This is a genomic window from Xanthomonas sp. SHU 166 (assembly GCF_000364685.1).
GTDB classification, from domain to species: Bacteria; Pseudomonadota; Gammaproteobacteria; order Xanthomonadales; family Xanthomonadaceae; genus Xanthomonas_A; species Xanthomonas_A sontii.
The window spans coordinates 1-14248 of record NZ_AQOJ01000938.1 but is presented as its reverse complement, the minus strand read 5'-3'; the positions used below and the strand labels follow the sequence as shown (position 1 = coordinate 14248).

Sequence of the window (14248 nt, the reverse complement as noted above, 5' to 3'; positions counted from 1 at the left end):
CGCCGCCGCCCGCCGCGGCCGCGCCGACAACGTCTGACACGCCTGTCGCGGCGGCAACGCCGCCGCCGATCCAGCACCCGATCGATGCCGCGGAAGCCGCCGACGCGGCGATTCCGGCGCTGGCCGCCAGCGACGATGCGGCCTGGTCGGCACTGAGCGCGCTGGCTGGCGGCGACGCACCACTGGCGCTGCTGCTGCGCGACCACCTGATCCAGCGCCTGGTGACCATGGTCGACAACCTGACCCAGCGCCGCGTCACTGCCCGCTCCCTGGCGCTCAAGCAAGTGCCGGGCGACCTGCAGGTGAGCACCGATGCCAGCGGCGCCAGCGTCATCGCCGACACCAATGCCCAGCGCTATGCGCCCTACGTGGAGGCGTTCACCCGCGCCGATCCGGGCACGGCGGTGGCGGCCTACCGGCGATTCTATCCGCTGTTCCAGCAGGCCTACGTGGAACTGGGCTATCCGCAGGGCTACTTCAACGATCGGTTGGTGCAGGTGATCGACCACCTGTTGCAGACTCCGATGCCGACCGCGCCGCTCGCGGTGGAGATGGATCCGGTGCGCGGCAAGTACCGCTTCGTGGATCCGGCGCTGGAATCGCTGTCGATCGGCCAGAAGGCGCTGTTGCGCATGGGCCCGACCCAGGCCGCTGCGGTCAAGGCGCAGTTGCGTGCGGTGCGCGAAGCCCTGACGCGGACCTGAGCCAGACGCGAGGCGCGTGCCGCGTCATGCGGGCTTTTTGTTTTTGGCAGGAGCGGCCCGAGGCCACCTCGAGCCGCTCATGCGGGAAAGCGCCTATGGCCACGCCTGAAGCGCCCTTGTGGGAGGGACTTCAGTCCCGACGCGCTACATCATAGATCACCACGGCATGACGGCGGTCTTTCAACGGACGTGGCAGGCCGACGCCGGACGTCCAGCCTCGCTCAGCCATCCAATTCCGGGTAATGCCGGAAGATGCCGTTCTCGTTGAACGGCAGGCGCCGCGGCGAGGCCAGGTAGGCGGCGATGCCCGGGCGCTCGCAGACGCGCTGCTGCAGTGCGCGCAGCCGCGGCAGCTTCGGCGAGAGTTTTTTCATTGCCTGCGGGAAGGCGTAGTCCAGCCCGCTCATCAGCTGGAACAGCGACAGGTCCACGTAGGAATGCTCGCGCAGCACGTGGCGCCCGCCGCCCTGGTCCAGCACCTGTTCGAAATAGCCCAGGAACTTCGGCAACCGCTGCTTGCGCAGGTCTTCGGCGCGGCGTCGCGCTTCGGCTTGCTGGTCCTCGTAGTACAGCGCGCTGGCGATGGGGTGGTGGCTGTCGTGGACCTCGGCAACCAGGTCGGCGATGGTCAACTGCAATTGCAGGGCCTGCAGCCGCCGCGATTCGCTGTCCGGCACCAGGCCCAGCGGCGGGCCGAGGTAGTGCAGGATGTTGGCGACCTGGGCGATCACCAAGCGGCCGGCCTTGAGGAACGGCGGTGCGAACGGGCGTGCGCCGGCATGGGCGCCGTCGAGGAAGGGCTGCATCGCCGCATCGCCCTGCTCGCGCGCCACGTCGCGATAGCCGGCGCCGGCATCCTCCAGCGCCAGCCGCACGAACTCGCCGCGGCCCTGGATGCCGGTCCAGTAGTAGAGCTCGTAGTGCATGGCGGGGCCTGTGCGTGGGGACGGGAGCGCCGAGGGTAGCCGCCGTTGCGGTAGCGGCGTGTGACTGCCCGGTGCCGGAGTGCGGCGGAGGTCACGTCGCGTCGCCGCCGTGCCGCGAGGTGTATACAGACGTCGCGGACGGCCTTGAAACAGGGGCGGACAGCCGCATTTTGCTGGCATGCCGGCACGGCCGGCCCTTTCCTTCAGAGGACTTCCCGATGCGGATGGACAAGCTCACCTCGCGCTTCCAGCAGGCCCTGGCCGACGCGCAGTCGCTGGCCGTGGGCCGCGACCACACCATCATCGAGCCGGTGCACGTGTTCGTGGCGCTGCTCGACCAGGCCGGCGGCAGCACCCGGCCGTTGCTGGCGCAGGCCGGCGTCAACGTGCCGGTGCTGCGCGAGCGGCTCGGCGAGGCACTGGACAAGCTGCCCAAGGTCAGCGGCCAGCCCGGCAACGTGTCGATGGGCAACGACCTCAGTCGCCTGCTCAACCAGACCGACAAGCTGGCGCAGCAGCACAACGACCAGTTCATCGCCAGCGAGTGGTTCGTGCTGGCCGCGGCCGACGACGGCGGCCCGTTGGGCCTGGCGCTGCGCGCGGCCGGCGCCGACAAGAAAAAGCTCGAGGCCGCCATCGACAAGCTGCGCGGCGGCGAGACGGTGCAGTCGGAGAACGCCGAGGAACAGCGCCAGGCGCTGGAGAAGTACACCATCGACCTCACCGCGCGCGCCGAGAGCGGCAAGCTCGATCCGGTGATCGGCCGCGACGAGGAAATCCGCCGCACCGTGCAGGTGCTGCAGCGGCGTACCAAGAACAACCCGGTGCTGATCGGCGAGCCCGGCGTCGGCAAGACCGCCATCGTCGAGGGCCTGGCCCAGCGCATCGTCAACGGCGAAGTGCCCGAAGGCCTGCGCGGCAAGCGCGTGCTGTCGCTGGACATGGGCGCGCTGATCGCCGGCGCCAAGTTCCGCGGCGAGTTCGAGGAGCGGCTCAAGGGCGTGCTCAACGATCTGTCCAAGAACGAGGGCCAGATCATCCTGTTCATCGACGAACTGCACACCATGGTCGGCGCCGGCAAGGCCGATGGCGCCATGGACGCGGGCAACATGCTCAAGCCGGCGCTGGCGCGCGGCGAACTGCACTGCATTGGCGCCACCACCCTGGACGAGTACCGCAAGTACATCGAGAAGGACGCAGCGCTGGAGCGGCGCTTCCAGAAGGTGTTCGTCGGCGAGCCGACGGTGGAGGACACCATCGCCATCCTGCGCGGGCTCAAGGAGCGCTACGCGGTGCACCACGGCGTGGAGATCACCGACCCGGCGATCGTCGCCGCGGCCACCCTGTCCAACCGCTACATCACCGACCGCCAGTTGCCGGACAAGGCCATCGACCTGATGGACGAGGCGGCCAGCCGCATCCGCATGGAGATCGACTCCAAGCCGGAGGAACTCGATCGCTTGGAACGGCGCCTGATCCAGCTCAAGATCCAGCGCGAGATGCTGAAGAAGGAGAAGGACGAGGCCTCGCGGCAGCGCCTGGCCGACCTGGAGAGCGACATCGACAAGCTCGAGCGCGAGTTCTCCGATCTGGACGAGGTGTGGAAGTCGGAGAAGGCCGCGCTGCAGGGCGCGACCAAGATCAAGGAACAGATCGAGCAGGCCCGTGTGGAACTGGAGGCCGCGCAGCGGCGCCAGGACTACGCCAAGATGAGCGAGATCCAGTACGGCCTTCTGCCGAACCTGGAGAAGCAGCTGGCCGCGGCCAACGAGGCCGAACAGCACGACTTCAAGCTGGTGCAGGACCGCGTCACCGCCGAGGAAATCGCCGAGGTGGTGTCGCGCTGGACCGGCATCCCGGTCAACAAGATGCTCGAGGGCGAGCGCGACAAGCTGCTGCGCATGGAGGACGAACTGCACCAGCGCGTGGTCGGCCAGGAAGAGGCGATCAAGGTGGTGTCCGACGCGGTGCGCCGCTCGCGCGCCGGCCTGTCCGATCCGAACCGGCCCAGCGGCTCGTTCCTGTTCCTGGGCCCCACCGGCGTCGGCAAGACGGAGCTGTGCAAGGCGCTGGCCGAGTTCCTGTTCGACAGCAGCGACGCGATGATCCGCATCGACATGAGCGAGTTCATGGAGAAGCACTCGGTGGCGCGGCTGATCGGTGCGCCTCCGGGCTATGTCGGCTATGAGGAAGGCGGCTACCTGACCGAGGCGGTGCGGCGTCGGCCGTATTCGCTGATCCTGCTCGACGAAGTCGAGAAGGCGCACAGCGACGTGTTCAACATCCTGCTGCAGGTGCTCGACGACGGCCGCCTCACCGACGGCCAGGGCCGCACCGTGGACTTCCGCAACACCGTCATCGTGATGACCTCCAACCTGGGTTCGCACCAGATCCAGGAGCTGAGCGGCGACGGCAGCGCCGAGGCCTACACGCAGATGAAGGCGGCGGTGATGGGCGTGGTGCAGGCGCACTTCCGCCCGGAGTTCATCAACCGCCTGGACGACATCGTGGTGTTCCATCCGCTGGACAAGGCGCAGATCAAGTCGATCGCGCGCATCCAGTTGCACGGCCTGGAGAAGCGCCTGGCCGAGCGCGGGTTGAAGATTGAGTTGGGCGACCGCGCGCTGGAGCTGCTCGGCAACGTCGGCTTCGACCCGGTGTACGGTGCGCGCCCGCTCAAGCGTGCGATCCAGGCGCAACTGGAGAACCCGCTGGCGCAGCAGATCCTGTCCGGCCAGTTCCTCAGCGGCGACACCATCAAGGTCGAGGCCGAGGGCGGCAAGCTGGTGTTCGAGAAGGCCTGATGGATTCCGTTGTGCAGGCACCGCAGGCGCGCACCGCCGCGTCTGCGGCGCGCGCGCTGTTGATCGACATGGACGGCGTGCTGCGGCTGTGGCCCGACGACGATGCGACGCTGGAGCGCGCGCACGGCGTGCCGCCGGGCAGTCTGCGCGCGGTGGCGTTCGCGCCAGCGCTGCTGGAGCCGGCGATCCGTGGTGCCACCAGCGATGCGCAATGGCGCGCCGAGGTGGTCGCGCGTCTCGTCGCGCTGGCGCCCGAGGCCGACGTCGCGGCGCTGGTCGCTGCCTGGTCCGCGCCGACGGCGGCCCGTCTCAACCAGCCCGTACTGGCGCTACTGCGGCAGGTGCGCCAGCGCATGCCCGTGGTGGTGCTGAGCAACGCCACCTCGCGCCTGCCGCACGACCTGCAGGCGCTCGGCATCGCCGACGCGTTCGATGCCGTGGTGAATTCGAGCGAGGTCGGCGCGATCAAGCCGGAGCCGGCGATCTTCCAGCATGCGCTGATGCAGCTGGGGATGGCCGCGGACGAGGTGTTGTTCGTCGATGACACGGCGGTCCATGTCGAGGCGGCACGCGCCCTGGGCCTGCGCGCCGAGCGCTATGTGGACGCAGAAGCCTTGCGTGCCTGGCTGCTCGTCCAGGGCGCGCTCGGCGACGACTGAGCCCGGCAGGCCGCCACGCTGCCGGCCGCAACGCTGACAACCCAGCGGCATGGCCTCATAACCGCAGGTTTGCATCTGCCGTCGTGCGCGGCGCTATCGTCTGCGCTCCCTCGTTGCCGAGACGCGCGCCATGTCCGACCCGAACTGGAAGCTGGAAACCATCGCCGTGCACGGCGGCTACCGTCCCGATCCGACCACCCGCGCGGTGGCGGTGCCGATCTACCAGACCGTGGCCTATGCCTTCGACGACACCCAGCACGGCGCCGACCTGTTCGACCTGAAAGTGCAGGGCAACATCTACAGCCGCATCATGAACCCCACCACCGACGTGCTGGAGCAGCGCATCGCCGCGCTGGAAGGCGGCATCGGCGCGCTGGCGGTGGCCTCCGGTCAGGCGGCGGTGACCTATGCCATCCAGACCATCGCCGAGGCCGGCGACAACATCGTTTCCTCCAGCGCGCTGTACGGCGGCACCTACAACCTGTTCGCGCATACGCTGCCGCTGTCCGGCATCCAGACCCGCTTCGCCGACTATCGCGATCCCGGCGCCTTCGCCGGACTGATCGACGAGCGCACCAAGGCGATCTTCGTCGAGTCGATCGGCAACCCGCGCGGCAATGTCACCGACCTGGAAGCGGTGGCCGCCATCGCCCACGCCCACGGCGTGCCGCTGATCGTCGACAACACCGTGCCCACGCCATACCTGCTGCGGCCGTTCGACTTCGGCGCCGACATCGTGGTGCATTCGCTGACCAAGTACCTGGGCGGCCACGGCACCAGCCTGGGCGGGGCGATCGTCGATTCCGGGCGCTTCCCGTGGGCGACGCACGCGCAGCGCTTCCGCCGCCTCAACGAGCCGGACGTGAGCTACCACGGCGTGGTCTACACCGAGGCGCTGGGCGAGGCCGCCTACATCGGCCGTGCGCGGGTGGTGCCGCTGCGCAACACCGGTGCGGCGCTGTCGCCGTTCAACGCGTTCCAGATCCTGCAGGGCATCGAGACGTTGCCGCTGCGCATGGACCGGATCAACCAGAACACGCTGGCGCTGGCGCGGCACCTGCAGGGCGAGGCCAAGGTGGAGTGGGTCAACTACGCCGGCCTGCCGGACCATCCCGAGCACGCGCTGGCGCAGAAGTACCTGCGCGGCCACGGCTCCGGCGTGCTGACCTTCGGTCTGCGCGGCGGCCGCGCCGCCGGCGCGCGCTTCCTCGATGCGCTGCAACTGTTCACCCGTCTGGTCAACATCGGCGACGCCAAGTCGCTGGCCACGCATCCGGCGTCCACCACGCATCGCCAGCTCTCGCCCGAGGAATTGCAGCGCAGCGGCGTCAGCGAGGATACGGTGCGGCTGTCGGTGGGCATCGAGCACATCGACGACCTGCTCGCCGACCTGCAGCAGGCGCTGGCGCAGGCCTGAGCCACGCCGCGGGCTGCACGCGTGCTCAGCGGAAGAACTGGCTCGGCGGCTGCCCGAACTGGCGCTTGAACATGGCGGTGAACGCGCTGGGGCTGTCGTAGCCCAGCTCCACCGCCACGTCGATGATGCGGTCGCCGGCGGCCAGCCGTTCCAGCCCGCGCAGCAGGCGCAGTTGCTGGCGCCACTGGCCGAAGCGCATCCTCAGTTCGCGCTGGCACAGGCGCTGGATGGTCTTGACGTCCACGCCTAGTTCCGTGGCCCAGGCGTGCAGGGTAGTGGCATCGGCCGGGTCGGCGTCGAGCGCGGCGGCGACGCGCAGCAGGCGCGGATCGCGCGGCTGCGGCAGGTACAGCGGCAGCGCCGGCAGTGCATGCAGTTCGTCCAGGATCAGCCGCATCAGCCGCCCGTCGCGCGAGTCGGCGGCGTGGTCCCAGGGGATCTCCGCGGCGCTGCGGATCAGTGCTTCCAGCAGCGGCTCCACCGCCATCACCGTCGGCGTGTCTGGCATGCCGGCGATGGCGGCGGGGCGGATGTACAGGCTGCGCATGCGCAGGACGCCGATCCAGCGCACGCTGTGCTCGGTGCCGGCGGGGATCCACAGCGCGCGCGTGCTCGGCACCACCCAGTGGCCCTGGCCCGAGCGCACCACCATCAGGCCGGAGACCGCGTAGATCAACTGATGACGCGCATGCCGGTGCGGGGCGATGGCGCTGTCGGGCGGGTAGTCGACGGCCTTGCACACCACGTCGGCGGGCGCGTCGTCCGCATTGCGGCCGGCGCGCGGCACCAGCATGTCCTTTTTGCGATGGTTGCTGGGCATGTCGCGCAAGAAGGTCGGGACAGGGCAGCCTACCATGAACGCACTCCCGGCAATGCCTGTCCCGCCATGTCCACGCTGCGTCCTGCCGCGCCCGTCGTTTCCTCGCCTGCTCCCGTCGCCCCGCGCAAGGTCGCGTCCGGCGTTCTGGCCGCGATCACTTCCTCGCACCTGATCAACGACATGATGCAGTCGCTGATCCTGGCGCTGTATCCGGTGCTGAAGGGCCAGTTCCAGCTCAGCTTCGCCCAGGTCGGCCTGATCACCCTCACGTACCAGATCACCGCCTCGCTGTTCCAGCCGCTGATCGGGTTGCGCACCGATCGCCGACCGGCGCCGTATTCGCTGCCGATGGGAATGAGTTCCACGCTGTGCGGGCTGTTGCTGCTGGCCTATGCGCCCAGCTTCGGCATGGTGTTGCTGGCGGCGGCCTTGGTCGGGATCGGCTCGGCGATCTTCCATCCCGAATCCTCGCGCATCGCGCGGCTGGCTTCGGGCGGCCGCCATGGCCTGGCCCAGTCGGTGTTCCAGGTCGGCGGCAATACCGGCACCGCGCTGGGGCCGCTGATCGCCGCGGCGGTGATCGTGCCCAACGGCCGCCACAGCGTGGCCTGGTTCGGCGGCGCGGCGTTGCTCGGCATCGCCTTGCTGTCCTACGTCGGGCGCTGGTACGCGCTGCACCTGCAGGCCGCGCGCGCGACGTCGCGGCCGGTCGCCGCGGTGCCGGCGCTGCCGCGCGCCACGGTGGTGCGCATCGTCGGCATCCTGCTGCTGCTGATCTTCTCCAAGTATTTCTACATCGCCGGGCTGAGCAGCTACTACACGTTCTACCTGATCCAGCGCTTCGGCATTTCGGTGCAGAGCGCGCAGTTGCACCTGTTCGCGTTCCTGCTGGCCTCGGCGCTGGGCACGCTGATCGGCGGCCCGGTCGGCGACCGCATCGGCCGCAAGCCGGTGATCTGGGTGTCGATCCTGGGCGTGGCGCCGTTCGCGCTGGCGCTGCCGCACGTGGGCCTGCATGCGGCCACCGCGTTGACCGTGCTGATCGGCTTCGTGCTGTCCTCGGCGTTCTCCGCGATCCTGGTGTACGCGCAGGAAATGATGCCCGGGCGCATCGGCACCATCTCCGGGCTGTTCTTCGGCTTCGCTTTCGGCATGGGCGGGCTGGGCGCGGCGGTGTTGGGTCTGCTCGCCGACCACCGCGGCATCGTCTTCGTGTACCAGGTGATGTCGTTCCTGCCGCTGCTGGGCATCGTCGCCGCGCTGCTGCCGAGCCGGCGGCCCGACGCCGTCGCGACGCACTAGCGCGACCGCGCGTGGCCGGCATCGACCGGCGTGGACAGCTTGGCGAAAGCCAGCGGCCGCATGCTGTCGCGCCGGCCGTCGCGCCCCCATCGCCGTCTTCGCATGCCTGTCATCGCCCTGGTCTCGTCCGTTGCCCACGCCTGGTCCACGCTGGTCGACCTGGTCGCCAGCCATGCGGTGGCGCCGCTGCTGGCGGCGCTGCACCTGACCGGGCTCAGCGACGATCCGCACGACATCGCCGCCTCGCTGCTGGTGGCGGCATTGCAACTGTCCATCATCGGCGTGCTGTTCCGGCCGCTGGAGAGCCTGTGGCCGGCCGAGCGCTGGGAACATCGGCGGCTGGCGCGGATCGACTTCCACTACACCTGGTTGATGCTGATCGGGGTGTTCCCGCTGTTCTCGTTCCTGATCCTCACTCCGGTGGTCAACGCGCTGGGCGGCGCCGACCCCAACGCCGCGGCGGCGCCGGAGACCGGCCTGCGCCATCTGTGGCCGTGGCTGGACCAGCATCCGCTGGCGCTGTTTACGCTGTACTACCTGGCCTACGACTTCACCTACTACTGGATGCATCGGGTGCAGCACTGGATGCCGTGGTGGTGGGCGATGCACAGCATGCACCACAGCCAGCGCCAGCTCAGTTGCTGGGCCAACGACCGCAGCAACTACCTGGACGGCATGCTGCAGTCGTTCGTGCTGGCCGCGGTGGGCATCGCCTTCGGCATTGAGGCCGACGAGTTCGCCTGGCTGATGCTGCTCGGCGAGCTGGTGCAGAACCTGTCGCACGCCAACACCCGGTTCGGCTTCGGTCCGGTGCTCGACAAGATCTTGGTCGATCCGCCGTTCCACCGCCTGCACCACATGCGCGTGGACCCGGAGCGACCAGGGCTGCACAACTGCAACTTCGGCCAGGTGTTCGCGTTCTGGGACGTGCTGTTCGGCACCGCGCTGTACGGCGAGCCGGTGCGGCCGACCGGCGTGGGCGACCCGATGGTGGACCGCGACAACGAGCTGGGCCTGGTGGCGCTGCAGTGGGAAGGGCTCAAGCGCTTCTGGGGCGCGGTGCGACGCCGCTCAGGGTGGACGCCGGGCGAAGTGGCGTTCGGCGAGGACTATGCGCCGATTCCGGTGGATCATGCCGGTTTGCCAATGCATGTCGAGCCGCCTGCGGCTGCGGCTTCTACGCCTGCGTCGAATGGTTGAAGGGCCGGGATTGGGGAGTCGGGATGACCAGCCGTTCGGCTGTGGAAAGCAGGGATTCGTAAGAGCGGTGGCGGTTGGCAATGCCGGTCCTTGCTGGCTTCGCTGGCTGTCGTACCCTCACCCCAACCCCTCTCCCGGGGGGAGAGGGGCTCGGCTTTTCCCTTCTCCCCTTGGGAGAAGGTGCCCCGAAGGGGCGGATGAGGGTAGGGCGCAGCCTCGTGCCCCCGAACATCGCGAGACGCCAGGCGCCGTACCCTCACCCCAACCCCTCTCCCGGGGGAGAGGGGCTCGGCTTTTCCCCTTCTCCCGCCGGGAGAAGGTGCCCCGCAGGGGCGGATGAGGGTAGGGCGCAGCCTCGTGCCCCCAAACACCGCGAGACGCTACGCGCCGTACCCCCACCCCAACCTCTCTCCCACGGGACTTCCTTCGGTCGCCGGGGGGAGAGGGGCTTACTGGCTCACTGTTTTTTTGAGGCAACCGCTCATGAAGGTCTTGCGGGCGTCGCCCTGCAGTTTCTGCGTCGCGGCTTGCGCGTTGCAGTCCTTCATCCGCTGCTGGGAGGCGTTGCCGGCCGCAGGCGCGGTGCCGCCGCTGAGGCAGGCCTTCTGCGCGCTCTTGTACTCGTCGCCTTTCTTGCCCTTGTTCTGGGCCGAGCACTTGGCCATAAGAGTCTGTTGCGCGGTCTGTGGCTTGGTCGCGGCGGTGGCCAGCAGTGGGGCGGCGGTGAAACTCAACAGCAAACAGGTGGCGGCGAAGCGGGCGGAACGGGTCATGGCGGCAGCTCCGGTTGGATGTGCCGGCAGGGTGCGCCGGCACGGGTGACCGGATCATGACGCGGCGGTGGCCGGGTCGGCAATGCGGCGCTGCGGCAAAGCGTCGGCGGCCTGCGCCGGCCCGTCGAGGAACAGCATCTGCGGCGGTGGATGCATCAGGAACTGCTGGTGCGAGATGTTCCAGGCGTAGGCGCCGGCCAGCGGGAACGCCAGGCAGTCGCCCGGCGCCAGTGCGGCCACCGGCTGGTCGCGGGCCAGTACGTCCTTGGGCGTGCACAGTTGCCCGACCAGGGTCACCCGCGCATCGCGCAGCACCGGCGGCTGGGTGCCGCGCAGCACCAGGAACGGATGGTCGTGGCCTTGCGCGGCAGGCGTGCGGAAATGATGGGTGCCGCCGCGGCCGACGGCGAACTGCGCGCCATGGCTGCGCTTGATGTCCAGCACCTCCATCAGGTACCAGCCGCAGGCGGCGCTGACGTAGCGGCCCGGCTCCAGGCGCAGGCGCAGGCCTTGGCCGTGCGTGCGCAGCAGCGCCGGCAACCCGGCGCAGAACGCGGCCCAGTCGAACGAGGCCGCCGGATCGGCGTAGTCCACGCCGAAGCCGCCGCCTGCATTCACCGTCAGCGGGCCCAGCGCATAGGCCTGGCGCCAGCCCTGCACGGTCTGCAGATAGTGCGCGATCAGCCGCAACTGCAACTGCGCATCGCGCTGGTGCGACAGCAGGTGGAAGTGGAAGCCGTCCAGGCGCAGCCCGCTCGTGCCGCGCAGCACTTGCATCGCGGCATCCAGGTCGTCCACGTCCAGGCCGAACGGCGAGGGCCGCCCGCCCATCACCAGGCGCGTGTCCTGCATGCCCGGCACCACGATGTTCAGGCGCAGGAACACCGACAGCGGGCGTGTGCGCGATGCGGCGATGCGGGCCAGTCGCTGCAGCTCGCCCAGGCTTTCCACGTGCACGCTGCAGTCGGGCAGGCTGGCGGCCAGCTGCAGTTCGGTATCGAGCTTGCCGGGGCCGCCGAACAGCAGCCGGCGGCCCGGCTGGTGCGTGTGCAGCCATTGCAGTTCGCCGCCGGAGGCCGCCTCGAAACCGTCCACCCACGGTGCCAGCGTGCGCAGCACGGGGGGCTCGGCGTTGGCCTTGGCCGCGTAGAACAGTTCGCACTCGGCCGGCAGGTGTGCGCGCAGCATCGCCGCGTGCGCCTGCAGCGCTGCCAGGTCGTAGACGTAGGCGCAGACCGGGCCGTCGGCCTGCGCGCGCAACTGCGCCAGCGCCGCGTGCAGGGGGGCGGAATCGATGCGCAGGCTCATGCCGCCGCCTGCCGCAGCGCGGCGCTGCCGATCGGGTTGGGCAGGAAGCTGTAGTCGGCATGGCGGTCGGCACGCTGCAGCAGGCGCAGGCGCAGGTTGTTTTTGGCCGGCAGCGGCGCGCCGTCGAGCAGGGCCTGCAGTGCCGGTTGCGTGCCGTGGCGCTGCTGCCAGCTGCGCGCGATGTCGCCGACGATCTGCCACAGCTGGCGTTCGCGGCGGTCGTGGCCGTCGGCGAGGTGGAAGATTGCTTCGGCCAGGTTGTTGACCAGCGCGCAGTAGGCGATGCGGTTCCAGCCGCGTTCGGCGCTGTAATACAGCGACTGTCGCGCGGTCTCGGACATGCCCGGCAGGCGTGCGGCCGGCCAGCGCGACGGCAGCAGCTTGGTGCCTTCGAGGTCGCGGATCCACACCTGTGTCGGCAGGCCGTCTTCGCAGCCGATCACGGTGTTCTGCAGGTGCGGCTCCAGCACGATGCCGTAGCCGAACCAGGCGCTCCACACGCCATCCAGCAGCAGTCGCGCATAGGCGCGGAACCAGGCCGCGGTGGCCGCCTCCAGGCTGCTGCCGCTGCGTTGCGCCAGCGTCTGCAGTGCGGCGGCGCAAGCCGGCTGGCCGCGTGCGTCGTTGGTGAACAGCGCACCGGCCACCTGCGGGCGATAGCGTGCCCGCTGCGCCGCCGGGATCGCTTGCCGGTACAGCACGCCGAAGCTCTCGCCTAGCTCGCGGCAGGCCTGCGCATCGGCGTCCAGCGCGGAGAAGTCCAGGTCGGTGGCGGCCGGCTCCAGCAGCACGTGGAAGCCAGGCACGCGCTGCGCCAGCGCCTGCCAGTCCGGCGCCAGCAGGCGGGTCAGCGCCACCGCGCTTTCCAGTTCGTACCAGGCGTTCTTGCGCACGCAGTTGGTCAGGCGCACGTGCACCGACAGCTTGAGGAAATGATCGAGCTCGGCGTGGTAGAGCGTGCGCACCGACGAGGTCGGGCGCAGCGCCAGGCCGCGTTCGCCCAGCGGCTCGATCCAGCCGCGCGCCTGCGCCTGGCGCAGCAGCGGATGCGCCAGCACGCGCTCGGCCTCCCACGGATGGCAGGGGTACAGGTCGGCGCCGCCGCCGGCCTGCGCCAGCGTCGCGCGCACGTCATCGCCCTGTGCGCGATACAGGCGCGGATCGATGCGGAACCAGAATAGCGGGAAGGCGCTGCGCGCTTCCGGCGCGCAGGCCAGCACCTGCTCCAGCGGCACGCCTTCGCGGCTCTTGGGCGTGGGATGGAAGGCGTGGCCCCACAGCATCGACTGCTCGGCATCGATCAGCGCCTCGCCGGTGGGCTGGGCGGCGTCGGCCTGGCGCAGCAACTGCGCGGTGATGGCGATGCTGTTGGCGCTCTGCGCCAGCAGTTCCAGGTTGGGCGCGTGCTCGCCTTCGCTGAGTTCCTGCAGCAGCAGGCGCACCAGCGCCTCTGCGTCCAGGCAGTGCCACGGACGGCCGTCGGCCTTCAGGTAGGGCGCCGAGGCGAAGCGGCAGCGACCCAGGCCGTCGGCATGCGCCAGGCGCACGCACAGCGTGGCGCCGGAGGGCAGGCGCAGGCGCAGCCAGCGCTCGCCGGCGGCGGCGATGCCGGGCCGGTCCAGGCCGCGATAGTCGAAGTCGGCCAGGCCGCGCCCGAGCGCGACTTCGCGCAGGTAGCAGTTGAGCCAGCAGGTGATCGCCTGCGCTTGCGCCAGGCTGTCGTACCACGGGTCATGCATCGGCAACGGGGACATGGACGGTTCTCCGAACGGACGTGAGCATCAGGGCCGGCAGCAGCGCCAGCAGGGCGGCCGCGGCGGCGGCGAGGAAGGGAACGGCCAGGCCATGGCCTTGCACCAGGGCACCGGCGAGGGCGCCGCCGGCGACGCCGGCGTACTTGCCGGCGGCATCGAAGCGGCCGAACAACTGGCCCGCGCCGCGCCCGCCGGCAACCTCGGCCAGGCTGCGGTTGAGGCCGCGCAGGGCCATCCACATGCCCAGGCCGAACAGCAGCCGCGCGGCGATCAACCAGCCGGGCGCCGGCGGCGCCATCTGCAGCAGGCAGGCCAGTGCGAACAGCGCCAGCCCCGCCGGCAGCGGCGACATGCGGTGGTCGCGACCGCGCCAGCACGGCATCAGCACCAGGTAGACCAGGTGCGGCAGGCTGTACAGCAGGCCGGCGACCGCGCTGCTGCCGATGCCGTGCGCCTGCGCATACGGCAGGAAGTAGGGAAAGGTCACCACCATCGCGAAACAGAACAGGAACTGCGTGGTCCACAGCGCCCAGCGCTGGCGGCGCTGCGCCGCATCCGCCTGCGGCATCGCGGGTGTGGAT

The 14248-nt window shown here is 69.9% G+C and carries 12 protein-coding genes; 6 read left to right on the top strand and 6 right to left on the bottom strand.

The genetic code is table 11. The annotated features are described in order from the left end of the window. A partial coding sequence (locus tag D180_RS21055) for a DUF3014 domain-containing protein (protein WP_017914326.1) occupies positions 1–704 on the top strand: 704 nt, incomplete at its 5' end. Between the two features lie 221 nt (positions 705–925). On the opposite strand, the gene D180_RS21050 is transcribed toward D180_RS21055, so the two are convergent. Beyond that, positions 926–1630 carry a glutathione S-transferase gene (locus D180_RS21050; RefSeq protein ID WP_017914325.1) on the bottom strand — a complete coding sequence of 235 codons (705 nt, stop codon included), beginning with the start codon at positions 1628–1630 and terminating at the stop codon, positions 926–928. 218 nt (positions 1631–1848) lie between these two features. On the opposite strand from D180_RS21050, the gene clpB reads away from it, so the two are divergent. From clpB to D180_RS21035, 3 genes are all read left to right on the top strand, one after another. After that, a complete protein-coding gene (clpB, locus tag D180_RS21045; protein WP_043091492.1) occupies positions 1849–4434 on the top strand; it encodes an ATP-dependent chaperone ClpB in 2586 nt (861 codons plus the stop codon). Further along, entirely contained in the window at positions 4434–5093 is a 660-nt protein-coding gene (locus D180_RS21040) for an HAD-IA family hydrolase (protein WP_051064876.1), read from the top strand. Before clpB ends, D180_RS21040 begins: the two co-directional genes overlap by 1 nt. 130 nt (positions 5094–5223) lie before the next feature. After that, a complete protein-coding gene (locus D180_RS21035; RefSeq protein ID WP_017914322.1) occupies positions 5224–6510 on the top strand; it encodes an O-acetylhomoserine aminocarboxypropyltransferase/cysteine synthase family protein in 1287 nt (428 codons plus the stop codon). A gap of 25 nt (positions 6511–6535) precedes the next feature. Here the strand turns inward: D180_RS21035 and D180_RS21030 are convergent, their stop codons facing one another. Next, a complete protein-coding gene (locus D180_RS21030; protein WP_232760614.1) occupies positions 6536–7366 on the bottom strand; it encodes a helix-turn-helix transcriptional regulator in 831 nt (276 codons plus the stop codon). Positions 7367–7396: 30 nt separating this feature from the next. Here D180_RS21030 and D180_RS21025 point away from each other — a divergent pair, with 30 nt between their 5' ends. Continuing rightward, positions 7397–8632 carry an MFS transporter gene (locus D180_RS21025; protein ID WP_017914320.1) on the top strand — a complete coding sequence of 412 codons (1236 nt, stop codon included), beginning with the start codon at positions 7397–7399 and terminating at the stop codon, positions 8630–8632. A gap of 102 nt (positions 8633–8734) precedes the next feature. Continuing rightward, positions 8735–9832 carry a sterol desaturase family protein gene (locus tag D180_RS21020; RefSeq protein WP_017914319.1) on the top strand — a complete coding sequence of 366 codons (1098 nt, stop codon included), beginning with the start codon at positions 8735–8737 and terminating at the stop codon, positions 9830–9832. A gap of 449 nt (positions 9833–10281) precedes the next feature. On the opposite strand, the gene D180_RS21015 is transcribed toward D180_RS21020, so the two are convergent. The 4 genes from D180_RS21015 to D180_RS21000 form a co-directional block, all read right to left on the bottom strand. After that, positions 10282–10605, bottom strand: coding sequence for a PsiF family protein (locus D180_RS21015; protein ID WP_017914318.1), 324 nt, complete (start codon positions 10603–10605; stop codon positions 10282–10284). A 54-nt stretch (positions 10606–10659) separates the two neighbouring features. Further along, positions 10660–11913 carry a type III PLP-dependent enzyme gene (locus D180_RS21010; protein WP_017914317.1) on the bottom strand — a complete coding sequence of 418 codons (1254 nt, stop codon included), beginning with the start codon at positions 11911–11913 and terminating at the stop codon, positions 10660–10662. Beyond that, positions 11910–13667: an IucA/IucC family protein gene (locus D180_RS21005; protein ID WP_043091490.1), complete on the bottom strand. Its 1758-nt coding sequence runs from the start codon at positions 13665–13667 to the stop codon at positions 11910–11912. Before D180_RS21005 ends, D180_RS21010 begins: the two co-directional genes overlap by 4 nt. Next, positions 13645–14248: MFS transporter (locus tag D180_RS21000; RefSeq protein ID WP_043091493.1), on the bottom strand; the 604-nt coding region annotated here is incomplete at its 5' end. The genes D180_RS21005 and D180_RS21000, both read right to left, overlap by 23 nt.